Origin of the sequence: Buchananella sp. 14KM1171, assembly GCF_041380365.1 — a bacterium.
In the GTDB taxonomy this organism is placed as follows: domain Bacteria; phylum Actinomycetota; class Actinomycetes; order Actinomycetales; family Actinomycetaceae; genus Buchananella; species Buchananella felis.
The window spans coordinates 192,640-218,275 of sequence record NZ_CP159981.1 but is presented as its reverse complement, the minus strand read 5'-3'; the positions used below and the strand labels follow the sequence as shown (position 1 = coordinate 218,275).

The following is a 25,636-nucleotide window of genomic DNA, read 5'->3' as shown; positions in this document are numbered from 1 at the left end:
GCCGTCCTTACGTCGAGGACCGGAAGGCGGGCGGCCTTTCCCAGTAGCCTGTGGGGGTGGACCTTTTCGAGACAGCGGGGATGCCCCCGGGCCAAGGCGTGGGCGCAGGCAGCGGAGTGCCTGCGTTTAACCCGTCGGCGCCGCTGGCCGTGCGCATGCGTCCCACGCGCCTGGAGGAGGTGGTGGGGCAGCCTCACCTGACCGCTCCCGGCACCCCGCTGGCGCGCTTGGCCACCCCGGTGCGGGGCGATGACGCTGGCAGTAGGGCGATGCCCACCTCGGTATTCCTGTGGGGCCCGCCGGGCACTGGCAAGACCACCCTGGCGTACTTGGCGGCCACGCAGGGGGAGCGGCACTTCGTGGAGCTGAGCGCGGTGCAGCACGGCGTGAAAGACCTGCGTGACGTGGTCAAGGCCGCCCGGCAGCGCCTGGCGGCCACCGGCCAGGAAACGGTGCTGTTCGTCGACGAGGTACACCGCTTCTCCAAGTCCCAGCAGGACGCCCTGCTTCCCAGTGTGGAAAACCGCTGGGTGACGCTGATTGCGGCCACCACGGAGAACCCCAGTTTTTCCGTCATTACCCCGCTGCTGTCCCGCTCCATCCTGCTGACCCTGCGCCCGCTCAACGAGGAGGCGATCGCCACGCTGCTTGACCGCGCGGTGGCCAGCGAGCGCGGCCTGGCCGGGCAGGTGGAACTGCCCACCGAGGCGCGCGACGCGATCGTGCGGCTGAGCGGCGGGGATGCCCGGCGTGCCCTGACGGTGCTGGAGGCCGCTGCCGGCTCAGCCATGGACCGCCACGGCCAGGGCCACTCACTGACCCTGCCGGACATCGAAGAGGTACTAGAGACTGCCCTGGCCCAGTACGACCGCGGTGACGCGCACTACGACGTGGCCAGCGCCTTCATCAAGTCCATGCGCGGCAGCGACGTGGACGCCGCCCTGCACTACCTGGCCCGCATGCTGGTGGGCGGGGAGGACCCGCGCTTCATCGCCCGCCGCGTCGTGATCGCGGCCAGCGAGGAGGTGGGCATGGCCGACCCGACCGCGCTGCAGGTAGCGGTGGCCGCCGCCCAGACGGTGCAGCTGGTGGGCATGCCGGAGTGCCGCATCGCCCTGGCCCAGGCGGTGGTGCACGTGGCCACCGCCCCCAAGTCCAACCGCGCCTACGCCGCCATCAACGCCGCCATCGCCGACGTGGAGGCCGGCAAGGTGGGCCCCGTGCCGATCCACTTGCGCAACACCGTGCCGGCCGCCGCGGGACTGGCCGGGCGCGGCGAGTACCTTTACGCCCACGACGCCCCGCACGGCGTGGTGGCCCAGCAGTACCTGCCTGACGAGCTGGCCGGCGCCCGCTACTACGAGCCGACCACGCGGGGACGGGAGGCCGACGTTGCCGCCCGCCTGCCCAGGCTGCGCGAGATCCTGTCCGGCGGGCACGCCGAACCAAAGTAGACGCCGCGACGTAACGCGACTCACGCCCGCCGCGCGGCCCGGTGGCTGGCTGCGGGCCGCGCCCGCCTGGTAACCTGCTGCGGTTGCTTAACGCGACTCCTGGGGTCTTAGCCGCATGGTTGGCCCCGTCCCGGCTAAGCCGGGATGACGTTGAAACACGACAGAAAAGAGAAGAGACATGGCTGGTAGCCGCTCTCGCCGCACGGTGCGCCTCTCGCGCTCCCTCGGCCTCGCCCTGACCCCCAAGGCTCAGCGCTACTTCGACAAGCGCCCCTACGGCCCCGGTGAGCACGGTCGTGCCCACCGCAAGCAGGACTCCGACTACGCGGTGCGTCTGAAGGAGAAGCAGCGTCTGCGCGCCCAGTACGGCATCCGCGAGGCCCAGCTGCGTCGCGTCTTCGCCGAGGCCAAGCGTGAGTCCGGTCTGACCGGTGAGGCCCTGGTCGAGCTGCTGGAGATGCGTCTGGACGCCCTGGTGCTGCGCGCCGGCTTCGCCCGCACCATCGCCCAGGCCCGCCAGGTCGTTGTGCACCGCCACATCCTGGTCGACGGCAAGATCGTGGACCGCCCCTCCTTCCGCGTGAAGCCGGGCCAGACCGTCCAGGTCAAGCCGAAGTCCCAGACCATGGTTCCCTTCCAGGTTGCCGCCGCCGGTGCGCACCGCGACGTGCTGCCCGCCGTGCCGGACTACATGAAGGTCGAGCTGGAGAAGCTGCGCTTCGAGCTGGTTCGCCGCCCCAAGCGCGACGAGGTCCCCGTCACCTGTGACGTTCAGCTGGTCGTCGAGTACTACTCTCGCTGATCCACGCCTCGCCGCGGCCCCGGACTGCTCTCTTCGCAGCCGGGGCCGCGGTTTTGCAGGCCGGACGGCAACGTCGTCCACCCCAATCAAGCGCCGCTGGCGCGGGAATAACTAGCCCCGCATTCCCGCTAAAGTGTTCCAGCAGGTCAAGCCGCAACCGCGAAAGAGAATGTCAATGCGCACCAGTGAAATCCGCCAGCGTTGGTTGGACTACTTCGAGTCCAAGGACCACGCCATCGTGCCCTCCGTGCCGTTGGTGTCCCCGGATCCCTCCATCCTCTTCACCATCGCCGGCATGGTGCCGTTCATCCCCTACATCCTCGGCACCGAGGAGGCCCCCTGGCCGCGCGCCGCGAGCGTGCAAAAGTGCATCCGCACCAACGACATCGAGAACGTGGGCCGCACCACCCGCCACGGCACGTTCTTCCAGATGAACGGCAACTTCTCTTTCGGCGACTACTTCAAGGAAGGCGCCATCCACTACGCCCACGAGCTGCTCACGGGCTCCGTCGAGGACGGCAAGTACGGCATCGACCCCGACAAGCTGTGGGTGACCATCTGGGACCAGGACGATGAGTCCTTCGAGATCCTCACCAAGGGCGTCAACCTGGACCCCGACCACATCGTGCGCCTGCCCCGCAACCAGATCTTCTGGGACACCGGCCAGCCCGGCCCGGCCGGCCCCTGCGCGGAGTGGCACATCGACCGCGGCCCCGAGTTCGGTCCCGACGCCGTGGGCGGCAACGTGGACCCGGGCGGCGACCGCTACGTCGAGGTGTGGAACCTGGTGTTCGACCAGTACCGCCGCGGCGAGGGCGCCGGCAAGGACTACGAGCTGCTGGGCGAGCTGACCAAGAAGGCCATCGACACCGGCGCCGGCCTGGAGCGTCTTGCCTACATCATGCAGGGCAAGGCCAACATGTATGAGATCGACGAGGTCTACCCGGTGATCGCCGCCGCCCAGGAAATGAGCGGGCGCAACTACCAGGACGTGAAGGACACCGAGGACGGCGTGCGCATGCGCGTCATCGCCGACCACGTGCGCAGCGCCATGATGCTGGTGGGCGACGGCGTGCGCCCGGGCAACGACGGGCGCGGCTACGTGCTGCGCCGCCTGGTGCGCCGCGCCGTGCGTTCTATGCGCCTGCTGGGCGTGGAGGACGCCGCCATGCCGCAGCTGCTGCCGGCCTCCATGAACGCCATGAAGCTCTCTTACCCGGAGATCGAGCGCGACTTTGCGCGCATCAGCGACGTCATCTACACCGAAGAGGACGCCTTCCGCCGCACCCTGAGCGCCGGCACCACCATCCTGGACGTGGCCGTCGCCAAGGCCAAGGAGGCCGCCGGCGCCGGGCGCAAGCCCCGCCTGAGCGGCGCGGACGCCTTCACCCTGCACGACACCTACGGCTTCCCGGTGGACCTGACTCTGGAGATCGCCGCAGAGGCCGGTGTGGAGGTGGACCGCGAGAAGTTCACCGAGCTGATGACCGAGCAGAAGCAGCGGGCCCGCGCCGACGCCCTGGCCAAGAAGCAGGGCATGGTGGACGCGCGCGTCTACGACGACATCCTGGCCAAGTCCGGCGGCCCCACCCCGTTCCTGGGCTACACCGACAACACCGCCGGCGCCAGCGTGCTCGGCATCATCGTGGACGGCGCGCCCGTGCCGGTGGCGAGCGCGCCCGCCGACGTCGAGGTGGTGCTCTCAGCCACCCCGTTCTACGCGGAGATGGGTGGCCAGCTGGCCGACCACGGCGTGATCCGCCTGGCCGGTGGCGGCCTGATCGAGGTGGACGACGTGCAAAAGCCGGTGGCCGGCCTGGTGGTTCACCGTGGCCGCCTGCTGGAGGGCGAGGTGGCGCTGGAGGAGGCCGCAGTCGCGGAGATCGACGTGGTGCGTCGCGGCGCCATCGCCCGCGCCCACACGGCCACGCACATGGTGCACAAGGCGCTGCACGAGGAGCTGGGGGAGCAGGCCACGCAGGCCGGTAGCGAGAACTCGCCCTCCCGCATGCGCTTCGACTTCCGCCACGGCCAGGCGCTGTCCGCCGACGCGATCGCCGCGATCGAGGGCCGCGTCAACGACCGTCTCATGGAGAACCTGGCGGTCACCGACGCGGAGATGAGCCTGGACGAGGCCAAGGCCCTGGGCGCGATGGCCCTGTTCGGTGAGAAGTACGGCAACCGCGTTCGCGTGGTCTCCATCGGCGGTGACTGGTCGCGCGAGCTGTGCGCCGGCACGCACGTGGTGGGCACCGGCGCGATCGGCCGCATCTCCGTGCTGGGCGAGTCCTCCATCGGCTCCGGCGTGCGCCGCATCGAGGCCCTGGTGGGTGGCGGCGCGTACGCGCAGGACGCCGCCGACCGCATCGTCCTCTCCGAGCTGACCGGAATCCTGGGCGGCAAGGCGGCCGACGCTCCCGCCCGCGTGGCGGCCCTGATGGCCCGTTTGAAGACCGCCGAGCGTGAACTGGCCCGCATGCGCGAGCAGGAACTGCTGGCCGCCGTTCCCGCCCTGGTGGAGGGCGCCCGCGACGTGGCCGGCACGCGTCTGGTGGCGCACAACGCCGGCGAGGTGGCCAGCGCCGACGCGCTGCGCACCCTGGTGCTGCAGCTGCGGGATCGACTGGGCGAGTCCGCCCCGGCCGTGGTGGCGGTTGCTGCCGCCGCCGGTGAGCGTCCCGTGGTCGTGGTGGCCACCAACGCCGCGGCCCGCGAAAAGGGCGCGGCGGCGGGCGCGCTGGTGCGCGTCGCCGCCCAGGTGCTGGGGGGCGGCGGTGGCGGCAAGCCCGACCTGGCCCAGGGGGGAGGCCAGGACGTCACCGCGATCGACGCGGCCCTGGCGGCCATTGAGGCTGCCCTTGCCTGAGCAGGGGGTGCGCGGGAACGGCCCGGGCGCGGCGGCGGTGCCGCTGCGCCCGGGCGTTCGCCTAGCTTTCGACGTGGGTAGCGTCCGGACCGGGGTTGCCCGCACGGACGCCGAGGCCATCATGGCTGTGCCCTTGGTCACGTTGACGCCCACTCACGACGACGCCCTGATCCTGGACGCCCTGGACCTGATAGAGGAGTGGCGGCCGATCGAGATCCTGGTGGGCGACCCCAAGCACATGAGCGGTAAGGCAAGCGCATCCTCACAGCGCGCCACGTGGTTTGCGCGCGAGATTGCAAGCGAAACCCGCGTCCCGGTGCGCATGCTGGACGAGCGCCTGACCACCGTGACCGCCGGTGGACACCTGCAGGCCTCGGGCCGCTCGACGCGCAACCAGCGCGGCGTGGTGGACCAGGCCGCCGCCGTGGTTCTGTTAGAACACGCACTAGCCAGCGAACGGGTGAGTGGCAAGGCACCCGGTAGTCTCGTGAAGAGCGTACGGAAAGGCAGGCGTTAGTGAGTAACGAGCACGGCAACGGCGCCGAGAACTTGGCCGCAGCCCCGCAGGGCCCCATTCGTTCCCGTCGTGAGCTGCGCGGCTCTCGGGCGAACATCAGGCAGGACCCGCAGGAGAACGCCTCCCTGCGCCGCGAGGCGACCACTGACCACGCCGCTCCCGCCGCCACCACTCCTGCGGCCGCTTCGACCCCGGCCGCCGCCACGCCGACTGCCGAGCCGACCCCTGCGGCCGAGCCGACCCCCACACCCGCCGCCTCGCCTGCCGCGCGCAGTGACGAGGGCGCCGGGCGCGTGCGCGGGCCTCGTTTCGCACCGGTGGCGCAGTCTGCCACGCCGGTGGACGACGTCGTCCCCGCCCCCGCAAAGCAGGCAGCCAGCGGTGGCGCGGCCTCCCTGCTGGGGCCGGCCGCCCCGAACAACGGCGCCACCCCGGGCAACGGTGCCGGCGCAGGTAACGGGACCGCCGGCACCGGCGCGGACAAGACGAAGGCGGCCGCCCCGCTGCTCCCGGGCACCTCCCGGCCGCAGGGCAAGAAGCGCAAGAAGCGCACCGGCCGCTCGATCGTCGCCTTCCTGGTGGTGGTGCTCGCGCTGGGCGGCCTGGGCTACTTCGGCACCAAGATGGCCATGGACTTCTTCAACTCAAAGCCGTCGGCGGGCGTGACCGACTACCCGGGCCCCGGCACCGGCGAGGTCAACATCGTCATCCCCGAGGGCGCCAGCGGCGCGGCCATCGCCAACGTGCTGGTGGACGCCGGCGTGACGGCGAACGTGGAGCGCACCATCGCCGTGCTCGCCAACCACCCCGACGCCACCTCCATCCAGCCGGGCACCTACACGCTCAAGCTGCAGATGCGCGCGGATGCCGCCGTGGCCGCCCTGATGGACCCGGCCAACCGCGCGGACACGGGACTGACCATCCCGGAGGGCTACGTGCTTACCCAGGTCAAGACCCGCCTGGTGGAGATCGGTGGCTTCGACGCTGCAGAGGTGGAGGCCGCGCTCAAGGACACCACCGCCCTGGGGCTGCCCGAGGTCGCCAAGGGCAACCTGGAGGGCTGGCTGGCCCCGGCCACTTACGAGGTGGGCCCGTCCGACACCCCGGTCACCCTGCTCAAGCAGATGGTGGCGCTGCAAAAGAGCCGCCTGGAGGCCGCCGGCGTGGCGGAGGCGGACTTCCAGACCGTGCTGATCAAGGCCTCCATCCTGGAGCGCGAGGTCAACATCGACGAGTACCTGCCCAAGGTGGCGCGCGTGATCGAAAACCGCCTGCAGGACGCCGACGGGGAGACCCGCGGCCTGCTGCAGATGGACTCCACCGTGCTCTACGGCGTGGGCCAGGTGGGCGGCGTGCCCACGCAGGAGCAGCTGGCCATCGACACGCCCTTCAACACCTACATGCACCCCGGGCTGCCGCCGGCGCCGATCGCCAACCCCGGCGAGCGCGCCATCGAGGTCGCCCTGGCTCCCGCAGAGGGCAGCTGGCTCTACTTCGTCTCCATCAACCTGGACACGGGCGAGACCCTGTTTGCCAGCACCCTGGAGGAGCACGAGAAGAACGTCAAGCTCTACCGGGAGTTCTGCGAAACCTCCGACCGGTGCTGAGCCGGATGCGCGCCGCCGTTGTGGGCGACCCGATCGCCCACTCGCTCTCCCCGGTGCTTCACCTGGCCGCCTACGCCAGCCTGGGGCTGGACTGGGACTACCAGCGCTGCCGGGTGCCCGAGGGCCAGTTGGGTGAATTCCTGGGCGGCCTGGACGCCTCCTGGGCGGGCCTGTCCGTCACCATGCCGCACAAGGGCGCGGCGCTGGCGGCGGCCGACTCGGTGGACCCGCTGGCCCAGGCGGTGGGCGTGGCCAACACGCTGGTGCGGCACGCCTCGGGACACCTGACCGCCTTCAACACGGACGTGGCCGGGATCGCCGCCGCGCTGCGGGAGGTGGCCCCCTCCTCCTGGCAGCCGCGCCGCAGCGTCATCCTGGGCAATCGCGCCACCGCCTGCTCCGCCATGGCCGCGCTGGGGGAGCTGGGCTGCACCAGCCACAGCGTGATCGCCCGCAGGCACGGCGGACCCGGCTCCACCACCCTGGTGGCCCACGCCCTGGGCGTGGATCACCGCCCGCTGCTGTGGCGCCAGGACGAATTCACGGCCGCCGCCCTGCGGGAGGCCGACGTGGTGATCTCCACGGTCCCGGCCGGCGTGGCCGACCCGCTGGCTCAGTTCGTGGCCGCCAACGCCCCGGCGCACGCGCTGCTGCTGGACGTGGTCTACCACCCCTGGCCCAGCCCGCTCACTGCGGCTTGGCACTCCAGCGGCAAGACCGCCGCGCCCGGTTGGCTGATGCTGCTCCACCAGGCGGTGGACCAGGTGCGCCTCTTTACCGGCCACCAGCCGGACGTGGACGCCATGCGTGCCGCGCTGGCCGGCGCACTAGGGTAGGGGCCAGGCCGCTAAGCGGCACCCAGAGCACCCCAACGGAGAGGAAGCCCCGATGCAGTGGACCACCGCTGGAGAATCCCACGGCCCGTCGCTGGTGGGGATCTTGGACGGCATCCCGGCCGGTATCGAGATCACCACCGAGCAGCTGCGCACCGCCCTGGCGCGCCGCCGCCTGGGGTATGGGCGCGGGGCGCGCATGAAGTTCGAGCAGGACGAGGTGCGCATCCTGGGCGGCGTGCGGCACGGGCGCACCCTGGGGGGCCCGGTCGCCATCGAGATCAAGAACTCCGAGTGGCCCAAGTGGCAGACCGTGATGAGCGCGGACCCGGTGGACCCCGCCGAGCTCCTGATCGACGCCGGCACGGGTGACGAGCGGGAGGTGGCGCGCAACCGTCGCCTGACCCGGCCGCGCCCCGGCCACGCCGACCTGACGGGCATGCGCAAGTACAACCACCGCGACGCCCGCCACGTCCTGGAGCGCGCCAGCGCACGCGAGACCGCCGCGCGGGTGGCCCTCGGTGAGGTGGCCGCCGCCGCGCTGCGCCAGATCGCCGGGGTGGAGCTGGTCAGCCACGTCACCGCGATCGGCCAGGCGAGCCTGCCGGCCGACGCCCCGCGCCCCGCCGCCGGCGCCACCCCCGAGCTAGACGCCTCCCCGGTGCGGTGCCTGGACGACGCTGCCGCCGCGGCCATGATTGCCGAGATCGACGCCGCGAAGGCCGCCGGGGACACGCTGGGCGGCGTGGTGGAGGTGATCGCCTACGGCGTGCCGGCTGGGCTGGGCTCTTTTGTGCGGGCCTCCTCCAAGCTGGACGCCCGCCTGGCGGCCGCGATCATGGGCATCCAGGCGATCAAGGGCGTGGAGATCGGCGACGGCTTCCTCACCGCCGCCCGGCCCGGCTCGCGCGCCCACGACGAGATTGTGCCCGGCGAGGCCGGCCAGCCCGGTGCGGCGGGCGGCTCGGTGGCCGCCAGCGTGGTGCGCCTGACCAACCGGGCCGGCGGCATCGAGGGCGGCATGAGCAACGGCGAGCCGATCGTGGTGCGCGCAGCCATGAAGCCGATCTCCACCGTGCCGCGCGCGCTGCGCACGGTGGACGTGGCCACGGGGGAGGCGGCCACGGCGCTGCACCAGCGCTCGGACACCTGCGCGGTGCCGCCCGCGGCCGTGGTGGCAGAGGCGATGGTGGCCCTCACCCTGCTGGAGGCGCTGCTGGAGAAGACCGGGGGCGATAGCGTGGTGGAGGCCAAGCGCAACCTGGAGGCATACCTGGCGCACGACCCCTGGGAGGACCTGTGAGGCAGCACCACATCGACCCGGAGAACAACCTGCCGGACGCGGCCCTGCCCATCGTGCTGGTGGGCCTGCCGGGCGCCGGCAAGACCTCGGTGGCGCGCGAGCTGGCGCGTCTGACCGGGCTTAACTCGGTGGACACGGACGCGGAGGTGCGCCGCCGCACCCGCATGACGATCCCGGAGATCTTCGCCGAGCGCGGCGAGGCGGGCTTCAGGGAGGTAGAGCACCGCGCCATCGCGCACACCCTGTCCCTGGCGCACGGCGTGGTGGCGCTGGGCGGGGGAGCGGTGCTCCACCCCGGCACCCGCGAGCTGCTGCGCGACCACACCGTGGTGCACCTGCTGGTGGACCCGGAGGAGGCCGCCTGCCGGGTTGGGGCCGGCGGGGGCGGGCGCCCGCTGCTGGCGCAGGACCCGGTGGCGCGCCTGGAGGTGCTCAGCCAGCAGCGCGAGGGCCTGTATCACCAGGTGGCCACGGTGGCCGTGGACACGGTGGGGCGCACCCCGGAGCAGATCGCCACGGACATCATCGAGCAGGTGCGCCTGGGTATAGGACGCACCACCCGCATCGAGGTGGGCGGGCAGAGCCCCTACAAGGTGGCGGTGGGCCACGGCCTGGAGGCCGAGGTGGCTGCGCAGGTGGGCACCGTGCCAGGCCGCGCCGTGATCGTGCACCCGCACGCGCTGGCGCAGCGCGCCCGGCAGTTGGCCGAGCACCTGGAGTTCAGCCCGGCCACCTCTCCTGAGCTGAAGGTGGTGCTCCACCCCATCCCGGACGGGGAGGGGGCAAAGACGTTGGAGGTCACCGCCGGGATCTGGGAGGTGCTGGGGCGGGAGCGCGCCGGCCGCCAGGACGTGGTGATCGGCCTGGGGGGCGGTGCCTGCACCGACCAGGCGGGCTTCGCGGCGGCCACCTGGCTGCGCGGTGTGGGGGTGATCCAGGTGCCCACCACGGTCTTGGCGATGGTGGACGCCGCAGTGGGCGGCAAGACCGGCATCAACACGGAGGCGGGCAAGAACCTGGTGGGCGCATTCCACCCGCCGCGCGCCGTGGTGTGCGACCTGGAGGCGCTGCGCACCCTGCCGCAGATCGAGCGGGTCACGGGCCTGGCGGAGGTCATCAAGTGCGGCTTCATCTCAGACCCGATGATCCTGGAGCGCGTGGAGGGCCACGCGCAGGGACTGGTGGACGGGCCGGTGGAGGAGCTGCGCGAGGTCATGGAGCGCGCCATCGCGGTCAAGGCGGCCGTGGTGAGCGCCGACCTGCGCGAGGCCGGCCTGCGCGAGTTCCTCAACTACGGCCACACGCTGGCCCACGCGATTGAGCGAAACGAGAACTACCAGCTGCGTCACGGCGCGGCCGTCTCCATCGGGTGCGTGTACGCCGCCGCGCTGGCGGAGGAGCTGGGCGTGGCGCCGCCCGGCCTGGTGGAGCACCACCGCCGCCTGCTGCGGGCGGTGGGTCTGCCCGTCACCTATGCCGGGGACTTCGCGCCGCTGCGCGAGTTCATGGCGAGCGACAAGAAGGTGCGCTCGCGCTCCCTGCGATTCGTGCTGTTGAGCGAGCTGGGCAAGCCCGCAGTGCACGTGGTGGATGACGAGGCGGCCCTGGAGCGCGCCTATGAGGCGGTGCGCGCGTGAGCGCGATCGTCCTGGTGGGCGCCCCGGGCAGCGGTAAGAGCGCCGTGGCGGCCGAGTTGAGCAAGGCCGGCTGGCGGGTGTGGGAGTCCGACGCTGCCGCCAGCGCCGCCACCAACTCCAGCCGCTCAGAGGCCTACCTGGCTGAACGCGGCGATGAGTTCGCGGCCGCAGCGGCTGCCGCCGCGCGCGAGCGCCTGGCGGCGCTGGGCGACTCGCCGTCGGCTGGCACCGCGCAGAACGCGGCGCCGGGGGAGGTGCTGGTGTTCTCCTCGGAGGTGGTGGACGACCCGGCCGTTCGCGCCGACCTGGCGCGATTCGGGGCGGCGGGCGGCAGCGTCGTCCACCTGGACGCCGACCTCGCGGCGCTAACTAGGCGGCTCGGCTTCACCGCGCCAGGCGGGCTGGCCGCCCTCACCCCGCGCGCGATGCTGGGGCAGATGAGGCGCGAGCGCCTGCCGCTCTACCAGCAGGTCGCCACGAGCAACGTGGACACCTCCTTCCTGACGGTGGCCGAGGTCGCCGCCCGGGTGCTCGGCGCGGCGCTGTAGGCGAGCGGGTCGGGGCGAATAAAGGCTGGGGCCTTTCAGGGGGTGTAGCCTTTAGCCGCTCAAGGACCGGGTGCGGGAAGCTGGGTTTGAAAGGCAGGTTTGGGGCGGCATGGACAGTCAAGCAACGCCTGAGCAAAGCGGTGACGTGCCTGTGGCAGGAAGCAGCGAGTTTACTGATTCGCGCGCCGAAGAGCGGGCGTGGGAAACGTACACGCAACTGCAAGAACGCGTCACTCAGGTGGACACGAAGGCGTCCATTCTTCTGGCCTTTCTGGGCATCTTGCTAGCACCCATCCTGGTCTCCTTGGAGCCCGGCGGGCGAAGGTTGGAAGGGCTGAACGCCTGGGTACAGATCCTGCTTCTAGTGGGGCTCGGTGCCACGGTCTACGCGACGTGGTGGGCGGTGATGATTGTCTTTCCTCGCGGCTTGTCCAAGCCGATCGGCTCCGTGAGGGCCTCCTACCTGTATTTTCGGGCGGCAGCCAGCGCAAACCCACTTCAGCTGGAGCAGATTTTCGCACAGTGCCCGGTGAGGATGCTTGCCTCCCAATGCGTGGTGCTCGGGGGAATCGTGGAAAAGAAGTACCGATGCTTGAGGCAGTCGATGGTGGCAACATTGGTCGCGTTGGTGCTGCTCGGCTCAGCTGCAGTGGTGGGTTTCCTCAGCTAGGACGCCGGGCGGCAAGGCGGCCGCGTCCGCATTATCGACCGCTTGGCTGGCGCGTAGGCACTCTCACGTCCCTGGCGTGGGCTTGTGGCGTAGGCCTGCTGGGAAAGTGGTTGCTCACCTTGGTATCCTGATGGGCGGTAAAAAATCCAGACAGTGAACCGAGGTAGCGAAAGTGGCAACGACCAACGACCTGAAGAACGGCATGGTGCTCAAGATCGAGGGCCAGCTTTGGACCGTGATCGAGTTCCAGCACGTCAAGCCCGGCAAGGGCCCGGCCTTCGTGCGCACCAAGATCAAGAACGTGCTCTCCGGCAAGATCGTTGACCGCACCTTCAACGCCGGCCTGAAGGTGGAGACGGCCACCGTCGACCGCCGCGACATGGAGTACCTGTACCAGGACGGCAACGACTACGTCTTCATGGACACCCAGACCTACGAGCAGATCGCCGTTCCGGGCGAGACCGTGGGCGACAACCGCAACTTCCTGCAGGAGAACCAGCAGTGCATCGTGGCCCTCCACGACGGCGCCGTGCTCTACATCGACCTGCCGGCCTCCATCGTCACGGAGATCACCTACACCGAGCCGGGCCTGCAGGGTGACCGCTCCTCCGCCGGCACCAAGCCCGCCACCATCGCCACCGGCTTCGAGATCCAGGTGCCGCTGTTCCTGGAGATCGGCACCAAGGTCAAGGTGGACACCCGCACTGGCGACTACCTGGGCCGCGTGAACGACTAAGTGGCCCCTCAAACTACTTCCCGTTCCAAGGCCCGCCGCCGCGCGGTCGAGGTGCTGTTCGAGGCGGACCTGACCGGCCTGCGCGACGGCGCCCAGATCGCGCAGCTGCTGGAGCAGCGCAAGCAGGTCACCGCCGCGCCGTCCCCGCTGCCCGAGTTCGCCGCCGTCATCCTGGCCGGGGTGGCGGAGCACTACGCGCAGGTGGAGGACGTGCTGGAGACCTACCAGTCCGGCCGCGCGTTCTCCCTGCTGCCGCCCGTGGATCGCTGCATCCTGCGGGTGGGGGCCTGGGAGATGCTGTTCACCGACACCGACCCGAACGTGGTGATGGACGAGGCCGCCAACCTGGCCGCGCTGCTCTCCACCGAGGAATCCCCGCGCGTGGTGAACGGCCTGCTTGGTCGCCTGAAGGACCTGGCGCCCACGCTGCGCGCCACCATGTAGCAGGGGAGGGCCGACGCTGGCCACGTGCCGCCCCGAGAGGGCCGGCCGGAGCGCTGCCAGGCCGGCACGTGCACACCGAAAGGGGGTTGTGCCACTCGCGAGTGGCACAACCCCCTTTCAGCTGTAGCCGGGAAACATCCGCTCCCGGGCGGGGAGCTAGGCGGACTGGGCCGCCTTGGCCTTGCTCTGCCGGCAGTCCAGCAGGAACAGGACCATCTTGCTGGGCTCGAGCGCGATGACCTCGTGCGGCAGGCGGGTGGAGAAGTGCACCACTCCGCCCGGGGCCAGGTCCACGTAGCGCCCGTCGGCGCCGATGCGCAGGCGGCCCTCCAGCACCTGCACGATCGCGGGCACTGCCGCAGTGTGCTCGGAAAGGCGCTCGCCCTCGTCGAAGGCGAAGACCACGGCGCGCACCCCCTCGGCGCGCATCACGGTACGGGACACGGTGGCCTCCGGCTGGATCGAGACCAGAGCTGCCGCGTCGGGCAGGTCGGTCATCACCAGGTCGGCGCTGTTCGTGGCGGCGGGTGGAACGTCGGCCATTTAACTCTCCTCCGGGCGGTGGGCAACAATCGCGATGCCCTCAAGGTGGGACTTGTACTTGTTGAACGTAGCGCGCATGGTCAGCACGCGGCGGCGCAGCTCGCGGTCGCGCAGCACATTGAACAGGATGCGGGCCACGCCCCTGACGCCCTCGTCGCGCAGGTTACGGCCCGGCTTGAGCAGCGCCATCGGGGCGGTGCCCACCCAGTCCACCACCAGGCCGGCGTCGGTGAGCAGCGCCGTCCACTCGGCGCGCGTGAGCGGGCGGGCGTTGACGTGGATGGCGCGGGCCAGGTTCTTGGTGATGTCCACCTTCACCGCGTCCGCCACGTCGTCGGGGCGCAACCCCAGCTCGTGGATCGCGTACCGGCCGCCCGGGCGCAGCAGGCGCACCGCCTCGGCGATGATCTGGCGCTTGCCCTTCTCGGACTGCATGGACAGCATGGCCTCACCGACCACGACGTCCGCGCTGGCGTCCGGCAACCCGGTCTCGCGGGCGTCGGCCTGCAGGGCGTGGCCGTGGGCGGCGACCAGCTGGGAGACCCGCGCGGCCGCGTCCGGGTCCTGGTCCACCCCGGTGTAACTAGAGATGGGCGCCTTGCAGATCTCCGTGGCGGTGCGGCCCAGCCCGGGCGCGAACTCCACCACCTGCGCGCCAGCCAGCTCGGCGCGCGCCAGCATCGCGGTGGTCAGGGCGGCGCCCCCCGGCCTGAGCACGCGCTTGCCGGCGCGGGCCAGCACCCAGTGGCCCGGGGCGGTGGCGGTGGGACGATCGGACTGGGGCAGCGGAAGCGCATCACGACTAGACATAAGGCAAGCCTAAATCAGTTAAGCAAGGTGCGTCTGCATCGCCGGGCCGGTCAGGGCGAAACGCGGCCGGGTTGCCCACGCAGCGGTAGGGACGGCAGCGTCGGCCACCACCGCCCCCGCCACCAAGTGCCGTTAAACACAGGGCGGATTTCACTGCGCGGGCGCGGGCACCGCCAGGGGGAAAGCGGGTCTACGATTGAGCTTGCCAACATCCTTTAAGAGCCGTCCAGAGAGGCGGGGAAGGGGGCAGAAATGGTCGCAGACCAGCAAGCGTTCGAGGGCAAGGAGGTTCTTGGCGCTGCCGAGATCTCCCGTTCCCTCACGCGCATAGCCCACGAGATCATCGAGCGAAACTCTGGTGCCGAGGGAGTCATCCTGCTCGGCATCCCCAAACGAGGAGTGCCCCTGGCCCGCCGGCTCGCCGCGCGCCTGGCAGACGTGGGCGTGGTCGTGCCCGTCGGCGCACTCGACATCACCATGTACCGCGATGACCTGGACCGTCAGCCCACTCGCGTCCCCGAGCCCACCTTCATCCCCGGCGGCGGCATCGACGGCAAGACCGTGGTGCTGGTAGACGACGTGCTCTACTCCGGCCGCACCGTGCGCGCCGCCCTGGACGCCTGCAAGGACGTGGGCCGCCCCGCCAGCGTGCAGCTGGTCTGCCTGGTCGACCGCGGCCACCGCGAGCTGCCCATCCGCGCCGACTACGTGGGCAAGAACCTGCCCAGCGCGCGCTCCGAATCCATCCGCGTACTGCTCGAAGAGACCGACGGCCGTGACGCCGTGGTTCTGAAGAAGGAAAACTGATGCGTCACCTCCTCAACGCCGCCGACCTCTGCCTGGCTGAGGCCCTCGAAATCCTGGACACTGCGGAGGTGATGGCGGCAACGCAGTCGCGCTCCGTGAAGAAGCTGCCCACCCTGCGCGGCAAGACCGTGGTCAACCTCTTCTTCGAGGACTCCACCCGCACCCGCCTGTCCTTCGAGGCCGCCGCCAAGCGCCTGTCTGCGGACGTCATCAACTTCTCCGCCAAGGGCTCCTCCCTCTCCAAGGGCGAGAGCCTGAAGGACACCGCCCTGACCCTGCAGGCCATGGGCGCCGACGCCGTGATCGTGCGCCACTCCGCCAGCGGCGCCGCCCACCGCCTGGCCTACGCCGGCTGGATCGACGTGCCGGTCCTCAACGCCGGCGACGGCACCCACCAGCACCCCACCCAGGCTTTGCTCGACGCCATGACCATGCGCCGCCACATCGCCGGGCCGGGCCGCCCGGGCGGCGGGCAGGCCCCCGAGCGTGGCGCCACCCTGGAAGGCGCGCGCGTGGTGATCGTGGGAGACATCCTGCACTCGCGCGTGGCCCGCTCCAACGTGGACCTGCTGCACACCCTGGGCGCCGAGGTCACCCTGGTGGCCCCGCCCACGCTGCTGCCGATGGGCGTGGAGAACTGGCCCTGCCGCGTCAGCTTCGACCTCGACGAGGCCATCGCCACCGCCCGCCCCAACGCCGTGATGATGCTGCGCGTCCAGCGCGAGCGCATGAGCAGCGCCGGCGGCGGCTTCTTCCCCTCCCCGGAGGAGTACCACCGCGAGTACGGCCTGGGCACCAACCGCCTGGCCGCGCTGCCCGCGGACTGCCAGATCCTGCACCCCGGCCCCATGAACCGTGGGCTGGAGATCTCCGCCGAGGCGGCGGATCACGCCCGCTCCCGCATCGTGGAGCAGGTGGCCAACGGCGTGGCTGTGCGCATGGCCGCCCTCTATCTTCTCCTGGCTAGCGAAGGGACCGAGCTGTGATGAACACTCTGATTAAGTCTGCCGCCATTCTGGGCGGCGAAAAGGCCGACATCGCGCTGGTTGACGGCGTGATCGCCGCCATCGGGGCCGACGCTGCCGAGGCGGCCGGTGCCGGGGCGCGCGTGGTCGAGGCCGACGGCCTGGTGGCCCTGCCCGGCCTGGTTGACCTGCACACCCACCTGCGCGAGCCGGGCCGCGAGGACGCCGAGACGGTGGAGACCGGCACCCGCGCCGCCGCCCTGGGCGGATTCACCTGCGTGTTCGCCATGGCCAACACCACCCCGGTGCAGGACACCGCCGGCGTGGTGGAGCAGGTGGCCCGCCTGGGCCAGGAGGCCGGTTGGGTGGAGGTGCGCCCCATCGGCGCCGTCTCCAAGGGCCTGGAGGGCAAGGCACTGACCGAGCTCGGCGCCATGGCCGCCTCCAAGGCGCGCGTGCGCGTCTTCAGCGACGACGGCAAGTGCGTCCACGACCCGGTGCTCATGCGCCGCGCCCTGGAGTACGTGCGCTCCTTTGACGGCGTGATCGCCCAGCACTCCCAGGAGCCGCGCCTGACCGAGGGCGCCCAAATGAACGAGTCCCCGCTGTCCGCGCAGCTGGGCCTGGCCGGCTGGCCGGCGGTGGCCGAGGAGGCCATCATCGCCCGCGACATCCAGCTGGCCGCCCACGTGGGCTCCCGCCTGCACGTGTGCCACCTGTCCACCGCCGGCAGCGTGGAGCTGGTGCGCTGGGCCAAGTCCCGGGGCATCGACGTCACCGCAGAGGTCACCCCACACCACCTGTTCCTCACCGAGGAGAAGGCGGCCACCTACGACCCGCTCTACAAGGTCAACCCGCCGCTGCGCACCCGCGAGGACGTGGAGGCCGTGCGTGCCGGCCTGGCCGACGGCACCATCGACATCGTGGGCACCGACCACGCCCCGCACCCGCTGGAGGACAAGGACTGCGAGTGGGCCGCCGGCGCCTTCGGCATGACCGGGCTGGAGACCGCCCTGTCCGTGGTGCAGGACGTCATGGTGGACACCGGCCGCATGACCTGGGCCGACGTCGCCCGCGTCATGTCCACCACCCCGGCCAAGATCGGCCGCATCACCAGCCAGGGCCAGGGCCTGGTGGTGGGCGCCCCCGCCCACGTCACCCTGGTCGACCCCAGCGTGCGCCGCGTGGTGGACCCCGCCACCCAGGCCACCAAGTCCACCAACAGCCCGTACAAGGGCTGCGAGCTGCCCGGCCAGGTCATGGCCACCTTCTACGGCGGCCGCGCCACCGTGCTGAACGGAGAGCTGCAGGTGGAGGCATGAGCAAGAGCGAGCTGGCGCTAGTTGTCCTCGAGGACGGTCGCGTCTTTCGCGGTCGTGCCTACGGGGCGCGTGGGCGCACCCTGGGCAAGATCTTCTTCTCCACCGGCATGACCGGCTACCAGGAAATCCTCACCGACCCGGCCAACTGCGGCCAGATCGCGGTGATGACCTTCCCGCACATCGGCAACACCGGCATGGGGTCCCCGGCCGGGGACCAGAACACCTGGGTGGCCGGGCTGGTAGTGCGCGACCCGGCTCGGCGCGCCGCGTGGCGCGGCGAGGAGGGTGAGCTGGAGGACGCGCTGAGCGAGGCCGGCGTGGTTGGTATCAGCCACGTCGACACCCGCGCACTGACCCGCCACCTGCGCGACAACGGTGCGATGCGCGCCGGCATCTTCTCCGGCGACGCGCTGCCCTCCCACAGCGAGGACCTCAGCCCCGCTGCTGTGGCCGTGCTGGTGGACGTGGTGCGCTCCCAGGCGCCGGTCAACGGCGCTGAGGCCGCCCACCAGGCCCGGGCCGCGCAGGCCCGCGTGATCGAGACGATCGGCGGGGACGGCGCGGCGAGCGCCCACCTAGTGGCGGTTGACCTGGGCGGCGCGGCGGGGGCCGCGCAGCACCTGGCCCAGCGCGGCGCGCGCGTAAGCGTGGTGGCACAGTCCGTCACCCTGGACCAGCTGCTGGCCCTGGCGCCGGACGGAGTGTTCTTCTCTGACGGCCCGGGCGAGGCGAGCGGCGCCGGCAGCGCCGTTGAGCTGGCGCGCGGCGTGCTGGACGCGGGCGTGCCCTTCCTCGGCACCGGCCTTGGCCACCAGCTGCTGGGCCGCGCCCTTGGGTATGGCAGCTACAAGCTGACCGACGGCCAGGCGGGGGCAGAGGGCCACGCAGCGCCGGTCACGGCTGTGGACGCGCCCCTGACCGGGCTCTCCGTGGCCCCGCACGACGATGGGCGCTATGGCCGCGTGGAGGCCAGCCGGGTTTCGGTGGACGGCCGCGCGGTGGAGCAGCTGCGCGCGCTGGACGTGCCCGCCTTCTCCGTGCAGCAACATCGGGGCGCTGCGGCCGAGCCGCAGTACTCCGAGCACTTTGACCAGTTCTTGTCCCTCGTTGAGGCGCGGCGCGCCCAGGGTGGGGCCACCCCCAGCGTGAAGCAGGAGGGCTAATGCCGCGCCGTAGTGACATCAAATCCGTACTGGTGATCGGCTCCGGGCCGATCGTGATCGGTCAGGCCTGCGAGTTCGACTACTCGGGCACCCAGGCTTGCCGGGTGCTGCGCGAGGAGGGCGTGCGCGTCATCCTGGTCAACTCCAACCCGGCCACGATCATGACGGACCCGGACATCGCCGACGCCACGTACGTTGAGCCGATCACGGTGGAGGCCGTGGAGGCCATCATCGCCAAGGAACGCCCCGACGCCCTGCTGCCCACCCTTGGTGGCCAGACCGCCCTGAACACGGCGGTGGCGCTGGCCGAGGCCGGCGTGCTGGACAAGTACAACGTGGAGCTGATCGGTGCCCGCCTGGAGGCGATCAACGCCGGTGAGGACCGCGAGGAGTTCAAGGCCGTGGTGGAGCGCTGCGGCGCGGAGGTGGCCCGCTCGGCCATCGCCCACACGCTGGAGGAGTGCCACGCCGCCGTCGAGGAGCTGGGCTACCCGGTGGTGGTGCGCCCCTCCTTCACCATGGGTGGCCTGGGTTCGGGCATCGCGTTCAACGCGGAGGACCTGGACCGCATCGCCGGGGCCGGCCTGTACCACTCGCGCACCACCGAGGTGCTGCTGGAGGAGTCGATCCTGGGCTGGAAGGAGATCGAGCTCGAGCTGGTGCGCGACCCCGCCGACAACGCGGTGATGGTCTGCACCATCGAGAACGTGGACCCCGTGGGCGTGCACACCGGTGACTCCATCACCGTGGCCCCGGCCCTGACCCTGACGGACGCGGAGGTGCAAAACCTGCGCGACATCGGTATCGCGGTGATCCGCGAGGTGGGCGTGAACACCGGCGGCTGCAACATTCAGTTCGCCATTCACCCCACCACAGGGCGCGTGGTGGTCATCGAGATGAACCCGCGCGTCTCGCGTTCCTCCGCGCTGGCCTCCAAGGCCACGGGCTTCCCGATCGCCAAGATCGCCGCCCGCCTGGCGCTGGGCTACACGCTGGACGAGATCCAAAACGACATCACGGGCTCCACCCCGGCCTCCTTGGAGCCGGCCGTGGACTACGTGGTGGTCAAGGTGCCGCGCTTTGCCTTTGAGAAGTTCCCGGCGGCGGACCCGACCCTCACCACGGCGATGAAGTCCGTGGGTGAGGCGATGGCGCTGGGCCGCAACTTTGCCGAGGCGCTGGGCAAGGCCATGCGCTCCATCGACAAGAAGGACACCTGCTTCCACTGGCGCGGCCCGGCGCCGAGCCCGCAGGAGACGGCGCAGCTGCTGGAGGCGATCAAGACCCCCACGGAGGGGCGCCTGATCCAGGTGCAGCAGGCCATTCGTGGTGGTGCCACTTTGGAGCAGCTCTACGCTGCCACCGAGATCGCCCACTGGTTCTTGGACCAGCTGTTCCTGATCGACGAGGTGGCCCGCGCCGTGGCCGATGCCCCGGTGCTGACTCCGGCGGTGCTGCGTGAGGCTAAGGCCCACGGCCTGTCTGACGTCCAGATCGCGGAGATTCGGGGCCTGGAGGAGCGTACGGTGCGGGAGATCCGCCGCGCCTTCGCGGTGCGTCCCGTGTTCAAGACGGTGGACACCTGCGCGGCGAAGTACGAGGCCGCCACGCCCTACCACTACTCCTCCTACGACGAGGAGACGGAGGTGCGCCCGCGTGAGCGCGAGGCCGTGATCATCCTGGGCTCGGGCCCCAACCGGATCGGCCAGGGCATCGAGTTCGACTACTCGTGCGTGCACGCCACCTTCGCTCTGCGGGAGCGCTACGAGACCGTGATGGTCAACTGCAACCCTGAGACCGTCTCCACGGACTACGACATCTCCGACCGCCTCTACTTTGAGCCCCTCACGTTCGAGGACGTGATGGAGGTTTACGAGGCGGAGAAGGCGGCCGGCCCGGTGGCGGGCATGATCGTTCAGCTGGGCGGCCAGACGCCGCTGTCGCTGGCGGCGCGCCTGAAGGAGGCCGGGGTGCCGATTCTGGGCACCACCCCGGAGGCGATCGCTGCTGCAGAGGACCGTGAGGCCTTTGGGGCGGTGCTGGAGGAGGCCAACCTGCCGAGCCCGGCCCACGGCACCGCCGTGAGCGACTCGCAGGCGCTCAGCGTGGCGGCGGCCGTTGGCTACCCGGTGCTGGTGCGTCCCAGCTTCGTGCTGGGTGGACGCGGCATGGAGATCGTTTACAGCGAGGACGGCCTGCGCGACTACCTGGCGCGTTCCGGCGACTGCTACGCGGCAGGCCCGCTGCTGATCGACCGCTTCCTGGACGACGCGGTGGAGATCGACGTCGACGCGCTCTATGACGGCCAGGACCTGTTCATCGGCGGAATCATGGAGCACATCGAGGAGGCCGGTATTCACTCCGGCGACTCCGCGTGTGTGCTGCCGCCCATGACGTTGTCGTCCGCGGTCATCGAGCGGATCGCGGCCTCCACCCTGGCGATTGCTCGGGGCGTGGGCGTGCGCGGCCTGCTCAACATCCAGTTCGCGCTGGTCTCAGACGTCCTGTACGTGATCGAGGCCAACCCGCGTGCCTCGCGCACCGTCCCGTTCGTGGCCAAGGCGACCGGCACGGCGCTGGCGCAAGCGGCGGCCCGCGTGATGGCGGGGGAGACAATCGCGCAGCTGCGGGCCGAGGGCGTGCTGCCGGCCACGGACGCGCGCTTCACGGACCTGTCCGACCCGATCGCGGTGAAGGAGGCCGTGCTGCCCTTCAAGCGGTTCCGCACGGAGTCCGGCCGCGTGGTGGACACGGTGCTGGGCCCGGAGATGCGCTCGACCGGCGAGGTGATGGGCTTTGACGCCAACTTCCCGCTGGCCTTCGCCAAGTCCCAGCTGGCCTCCTACGGTGGTCTGCCCACCTCCGGCACGGTCTTCATCTCCATCGCAGACCGCGACAAGCGGCAGATCGCGCTGCCGGCCCGCCGCTTGCTGGAGCTGGGCTTCAAGATCCTGGCCACGGAGGGCACCGCCGTGGTGCTGCGCCGCAACGGCATCGACTGCGAGGTGGCGCGCAAGCACTCCGCCGGTCGGGGCGAGAACGGCGAGCCCACCATCGTGGAGCGGATCATTGCCGGCGAGGTGGACATGGTCATCAACACCCCGGCAGGCCAGGGCGCCCGCGCCGACGGCTACGAGATCCGTACCGCCACCACGGCGGCCGACCGCGCGATCATCACCACGGTGCAGCAGTTCGACGCGGCGGTGCAGGCGATCGACGCCGCCCGCGACGCCGAGCTGAAGGTGCGCTCCCTGCAGGAGTACGCCGCCGACCTGCGCGAGCGCCGGGCGAGGGCGGAGGTGGCCAAGTGAGCGCCGCCTTCGGTGATCGCCTGGCGGCCGCAGTTGCCGCCCACGGCCCCCTCTGCGTGGGCATCGACCCGCACGCCGGCCTGCTGGCGCAGTGGGGTTTGGACGACGACGCCGCCGGCGTGCGGAGTTTCGGCCTGACCGTGGTGGAGCAGCTGGCGGGCAAGGTGGCCGCCCTCAAGCCGCAGTCGGCCTTCTTCGAGCGCCACGGCTCGCGGGGCGTGGCGGCGCTGGAGGACGTGCTGGCCGCGGCCCGTGAGGCCGGCGTGCTGACCGTGCTGGACGTCAAGCGCGGCGACATCGGCTCCACCATGGGCGGCTACGCGGCCGCCTACCTGGACGACGCCAGCCCGCTGCGTGCCGACTCCATCACGCTCTCGCCCTACCTGGGCCTGGGCTCCTTGAACCCGGCCCTGGAGTTGGCCCGCCAGACCGGGCGCGGCGCCTTTGTGCTGGCCCTGACCTCCAACCCGGAGGGCGCCAGCGTGCAGCACGCCCGGACGGGGGAGCGCTCCGTGGCCGCGTCGATCGTGGCAGGCCTGGCGGAGTTGAACGACGCCGAGCGCGCCGAGGGCACCACCTGGGGCAGCTTCGGTGTGGTGGTGGGAGCCACCATCGGGGAGGCGGCCCAGACCACCGGCACAGACCTGCCGGCCCTGCACGGCCCGATCCTGGCCCCCGGCGTGGGCGCCCAGGGTGCCGGCCCCGAGGACCTGCAGCGAGTCTTTGGTGCCGCCCTGCCCTACGTGCTGGCCTCCTCCTCGCGGGGAGTGCTCAAGCACGGCCCTGCCGGGTTGGCGCAGGCGGCCCAGGCGGAGGCAGCGGCAATGCGCGCTGTGGTGGCGCAGGCGGCAGGTGGGGCGGCAACGTCGGCCACCCAGACGGCAATCCAGGGAGGGGCAAAGTGAGCACGCAGGCACGCCTAGTGGTACTGGCCGGCCCGACGGCCGTAGGCAAAGGCACACTGGTGGCCGAGCTGCGCCGCCGCCACCCGGACCTGTTCGTCTCGGTTTCCGCCACCACTCGCGCCCCGCGCCCGGGGGAGGAGGACGGGGTGCACTACCACTTCGTCACCCGCGATCGCTTCGAGGAGCTGGTGCGCGGCGGGCAGATGCTGGAGTGGGCGGAGGTGCACGGCGCAAACCTGTACGGCACCCCGCGTGGACCGGTGGAGGCAGAGCTCGCCGCCGGTCGCAGCGCCCTGCTGGAAATCGACCTGGATGGGGCACGCCAGGTGCGCGCCGCCATGCCGGAGGCGCTGCTGGTGTTCGTGGTGCCGCCGTCGTGGGAGGAACTGGAGCGTCGCCTGGTGGGGCGCGGCACGGAGGGCGAGGAGGAACGCGCCCGCCGCCTAGCCACGGCCAAGGTGGAGCTGGCCGCCCGCGCAGAGTTCGACCGCGAGGTGGTCAACGACGACGTGGCGCGTGCCACCAGCGAGTTGGAAGAGATTCTGGGCCTGGCCCGGTAGGATTGCGCCCATGGCTGTGACTGGAACTGGTAAGGGCATTATTGAGCCGCCGATTGACGAGCTGCTCACGCAGGTGGAGTCCAAGTACGCGCTGGTGACGTACGCGGCGCGCCGCACCCGCCAGATCAACACCTACCACCAGCAGCTGGAGCACGGCCTGTTCGAGACCGTGGGCCCGCTGGTTGACTACCAGCCGGAGGACAAGCCCCTGTCCATCGCGCTGCGTGAGATCAACGCCGGTCTGCTGCGTCGCGTGGAGCGCAAGGAGCCCGTCGCTCCGGTGGCCCCGACCATGCCGGACTTCTCTTCCATCGAGGTGCCGGGCGTGACCGACCAGGTTGCGACCGACTTCAGCGCGGACTTCGCGGCTGACTTCGCCACCGACTTCGGTCAGGATGCCTGACACCACTAGCAGTGCCCCCCGTGGCCTCCGGATTGTTCTGGGGGTAACGGGGGGCATCGCTGCATATAAGTCAGTTTTGCTGCTGCGCCTCTTCACGGAGGCGGGGCACCGGGTACGCGTGGTGCCCACCCACAACGCACTGCGGATGGTGGGGGAGGCCACGTTCGCCGCGCTGTCCCACGAGCCGGTGCGCACCGACGTGTTCGAGGACGCCGAGGGTGTGGACCACGTGCGCCTAGGGCAGGAGGCGGATTTGGTGGTGGTCGCCCCCGCCACCGCCGACTTCCTGGCACGCGCCGCTACCGGCCGCGCCGACGACCTACTGGGGGCCGTGCTGCTGACCGCCGCTTGCCCGGTCCTGGTGGCGCCCGCCATGCACACCGAGATGTGGAACCACCCGGCCACGCAGGACAACGTGGCGCTCCTGCGGCGGCGCGGCGTGAGCGTGCTGACGCCGGCCTCCGGGCGGCTGACCGGTTCCGATTCTGGGATCGGGCGCCTGCCTGACCCCGAGGCCATTTTCGCTGCGGCCATTGCATTGGTGGACGACGCTGCGCCGGCCGGTTCGGATGTTGCGGCGGGAGTCGGTGCGGCGGGGGCGTTTGTGGACGACGCTGCGCCGGCCGGTCTGGAAAGTGCGGCCGGGTGCGGTGTGGTGGGGGATTTGGCCGGTCGGCACGTGGTGATCAGTGCCGGGGGGACGCGCGAGGCGATAGACCCGGTGCGCTACCTGGCCAACGCCTCCACCGGCGTGATGGGCGTGGAGCTGGCTCTCGCTGCGGCGCGCGCTGGGGCGCGGGTGACGCTGGTGGCCGCGAACGTGGGCGCGGACCTGCTTGCGCGGCTGCCCGATGAGGTTGCAGTAGTGCCGGTGGTGAGCGCTGCTGATTTGCGGCAGGCGGTGCGGGCCGCCGCGAGCGGCGGCGGGGCTGGGCCGGTGGCGGATTGTGTCATCATGGCGGCGGCGGTGGCGGACTTTACGCCGCGCGAGCCGTTGGATGCCAAGCGCAAGCGCACGGACGCCGAGCGCGCCGGCGAGGGCGGCTGGTCCATCGAGTTGGTGCCCACGGTGGACGTGCTGGCTGAGCTCTCGCAGGATCCGCCGCTGGTCGGGGGAATTCCCACGCGCCCGGCCCTGGTGGTGGGTTTCGCGGCGGAGACGGGCGACGAGCACGGCAGCGTGCTGGAATACGGCGCGCGCAAGGCGCGCTCCAAGGGCGCCGATCTGACGGTGGTAAACCGAGTGGGCGGCGGCGCCGGCTTTGGCGCCGTGGACACGCAGGTGTTCCTGCTGGACGGGGCGGGCGGCAACGTCGGCCAGGCCAGCGGCAGCAAGGCGCAGGTGGCGGCAGCGATCGTAGAAGCAGTAGCGGCGCGGCTGAGCTAGCCGCCTGGCTCGAAAAACGTGTAGAAGGGGCCCTTCAGGGTGA

At 71.1% G+C, this 25,636-nt stretch carries 22 protein-coding genes and 1 pseudogene; 21 read left to right on the top strand and 2 right to left on the bottom strand.

Annotated features, from left to right (window positions below; translation table 11 throughout):
• The first annotated feature begins 56 nt into the window (after positions 1-56).
• From ABYF38_RS00870 to nusB, 12 genes are all read left to right on the top strand, one after another.
• Positions 57-1,454, top strand: coding sequence for a replication-associated recombination protein A (locus tag ABYF38_RS00870; protein WP_371152247.1), 1,398 nt, complete (start codon positions 57-59; stop codon positions 1,452-1,454).
• Positions 1,455-1,632: 178 nt separating this feature from the next.
• Entirely contained in the window at positions 1,633-2,256 is a 624-nt protein-coding gene (gene rpsD / locus ABYF38_RS00865; protein ID WP_371152246.1) for a 30S ribosomal protein S4, read from the top strand.
• Between the two features lie 175 nt (positions 2,257-2,431).
• Positions 2,432-5,122 (top strand): alanine--tRNA ligase, encoded by a 2,691-nt coding sequence (gene alaS, locus ABYF38_RS00860; protein ID WP_371152245.1) that lies wholly within the window; start codon positions 2,432-2,434, stop codon positions 5,120-5,122.
• Positions 5,115-5,639: a Holliday junction resolvase RuvX gene (gene ruvX / locus ABYF38_RS00855; protein WP_371152244.1), complete on the top strand. Its 525-nt coding sequence runs from the start codon at positions 5,115-5,117 to the stop codon at positions 5,637-5,639. The genes alaS and ruvX overlap by 8 nt, the downstream gene beginning before the upstream one ends.
• Positions 5,639-7,246, top strand: a complete 1,608-nt coding sequence (gene mltG / locus ABYF38_RS00850) for an endolytic transglycosylase MltG (protein WP_371152242.1) — start codon at positions 5,639-5,641, stop codon at positions 7,244-7,246. Before ruvX ends, mltG begins: the two co-directional genes overlap by 1 nt.
• Complete coding sequence (locus tag ABYF38_RS00845) at positions 7,240-8,082, top strand: shikimate dehydrogenase (protein ID WP_371152241.1); 843 nt, start codon at positions 7,240-7,242, stop codon at positions 8,080-8,082. The genes mltG and ABYF38_RS00845 overlap by 7 nt, the downstream gene beginning before the upstream one ends.
• A 52-nt stretch (positions 8,083-8,134) precedes the next feature.
• Positions 8,135-9,382 carry a chorismate synthase gene (gene aroC / locus ABYF38_RS00840; RefSeq protein ID WP_371152240.1) on the top strand — a complete coding sequence of 416 codons (1,248 nt, stop codon included), beginning with the start codon at positions 8,135-8,137 and terminating at the stop codon, positions 9,380-9,382.
• A complete protein-coding gene (gene aroB / locus ABYF38_RS00835) occupies positions 9,379-11,019 on the top strand; it encodes a 3-dehydroquinate synthase (protein WP_371152239.1) in 1,641 nt (546 codons plus the stop codon). The genes aroC and aroB overlap by 4 nt, the downstream gene beginning before the upstream one ends.
• Positions 11,016-11,567 (top strand): hypothetical protein, encoded by a 552-nt coding sequence (locus tag ABYF38_RS00830; RefSeq protein ID WP_371152238.1) that lies wholly within the window; start codon positions 11,016-11,018, stop codon positions 11,565-11,567. Before aroB ends, ABYF38_RS00830 begins: the two co-directional genes overlap by 4 nt.
• Before the next feature lie 109 nt (positions 11,568-11,676).
• Positions 11,677-12,237: a Pycsar system effector family protein gene (locus ABYF38_RS00825; RefSeq protein ID WP_371152237.1), complete on the top strand. Its 561-nt coding sequence runs from the start codon at positions 11,677-11,679 to the stop codon at positions 12,235-12,237.
• Positions 12,238-12,409: 172 nt separating this feature from the next.
• Entirely contained in the window at positions 12,410-12,973 is a 564-nt protein-coding gene (gene efp / locus ABYF38_RS00820) for an elongation factor P (RefSeq protein ID WP_371152236.1), read from the top strand.
• Positions 12,974-13,417: a transcription antitermination factor NusB gene (nusB, locus tag ABYF38_RS00815; RefSeq protein WP_371152235.1), complete on the top strand. Its 444-nt coding sequence runs from the start codon at positions 12,974-12,976 to the stop codon at positions 13,415-13,417.
• A 156-nt stretch (positions 13,418-13,573) separates the two neighbouring features.
• Here nusB and ABYF38_RS00810 read toward each other — a convergent pair whose 3' ends face one another.
• Together ABYF38_RS00810 and ABYF38_RS00805 are read right to left on the bottom strand one after the other, a co-directional pair.
• Positions 13,574-13,960: a cupin domain-containing protein gene (locus ABYF38_RS00810; RefSeq protein ID WP_371152234.1), complete on the bottom strand. Its 387-nt coding sequence runs from the start codon at positions 13,958-13,960 to the stop codon at positions 13,574-13,576.
• The gene (locus ABYF38_RS00805; protein ID WP_371152233.1) at positions 13,961-14,770 is read right to left on the bottom strand and encodes a class I SAM-dependent methyltransferase; all 810 of its coding nucleotides are present in this window, start codon (positions 14,768-14,770) and stop codon (positions 13,961-13,963) included.
• A 252-nt stretch (positions 14,771-15,022) separates the two neighbouring features.
• Between ABYF38_RS00805 and pyrR the strand changes: the two genes are divergently transcribed.
• The 9 genes and pseudogenes from pyrR to ABYF38_RS00760 all read left to right on the top strand — a co-directional run bounded on the left by pyrR (position 15,023) and on the right by ABYF38_RS00760 (position 25,593).
• Positions 15,023-15,577: a bifunctional pyr operon transcriptional regulator/uracil phosphoribosyltransferase PyrR gene (gene pyrR / locus ABYF38_RS00800; protein WP_371152232.1), complete on the top strand. Its 555-nt coding sequence runs from the start codon at positions 15,023-15,025 to the stop codon at positions 15,575-15,577.
• Entirely contained in the window at positions 15,577-16,563 is a 987-nt protein-coding gene (locus tag ABYF38_RS00795; RefSeq protein ID WP_371152231.1) for an aspartate carbamoyltransferase catalytic subunit, read from the top strand. Before pyrR ends, ABYF38_RS00795 begins: the two co-directional genes overlap by 1 nt.
• Positions 16,563-17,864: a dihydroorotase gene (locus ABYF38_RS00790; protein WP_371152230.1), complete on the top strand. Its 1,302-nt coding sequence runs from the start codon at positions 16,563-16,565 to the stop codon at positions 17,862-17,864. The genes ABYF38_RS00795 and ABYF38_RS00790 overlap by 1 nt, the downstream gene beginning before the upstream one ends.
• Positions 17,861-19,027, top strand: a complete 1,167-nt coding sequence (locus ABYF38_RS00785) for a carbamoyl phosphate synthase small subunit (protein WP_371152229.1) — start codon at positions 17,861-17,863, stop codon at positions 19,025-19,027. The genes ABYF38_RS00790 and ABYF38_RS00785 overlap by 4 nt, the downstream gene beginning before the upstream one ends.
• Complete coding sequence (carB, locus tag ABYF38_RS00780; protein ID WP_371152228.1) at positions 19,027-22,338, top strand: carbamoyl-phosphate synthase large subunit; 3,312 nt, start codon at positions 19,027-19,029, stop codon at positions 22,336-22,338. The genes ABYF38_RS00785 and carB overlap by 1 nt, the downstream gene beginning before the upstream one ends.
• Positions 22,335-23,243, top strand: coding sequence for an orotidine-5'-phosphate decarboxylase (gene pyrF, locus ABYF38_RS00775; protein WP_371152227.1), 909 nt, complete (start codon positions 22,335-22,337; stop codon positions 23,241-23,243). The genes carB and pyrF overlap by 4 nt, the downstream gene beginning before the upstream one ends.
• A complete protein-coding gene (gmk, locus tag ABYF38_RS00770; RefSeq protein ID WP_371152226.1) occupies positions 23,240-23,803 on the top strand; it encodes a guanylate kinase in 564 nt (187 codons plus the stop codon). The genes pyrF and gmk overlap by 4 nt, the downstream gene beginning before the upstream one ends.
• A 10-nt stretch (positions 23,804-23,813) precedes the next feature.
• Positions 23,814-24,050 (top strand): annotated as a pseudogene (rpoZ, locus tag ABYF38_RS00765) (DNA-directed RNA polymerase subunit omega); the annotation flags it as partial.
• Between the two features lie 148 nt (positions 24,051-24,198).
• Positions 24,199-25,593 carry a bifunctional phosphopantothenoylcysteine decarboxylase/phosphopantothenate synthase gene (locus tag ABYF38_RS00760; protein WP_371152225.1) on the top strand — a complete coding sequence of 465 codons (1,395 nt, stop codon included), beginning with the start codon at positions 24,199-24,201 and terminating at the stop codon, positions 25,591-25,593.
• Positions 25,594-25,636: the final 43 nt, after the last annotated feature.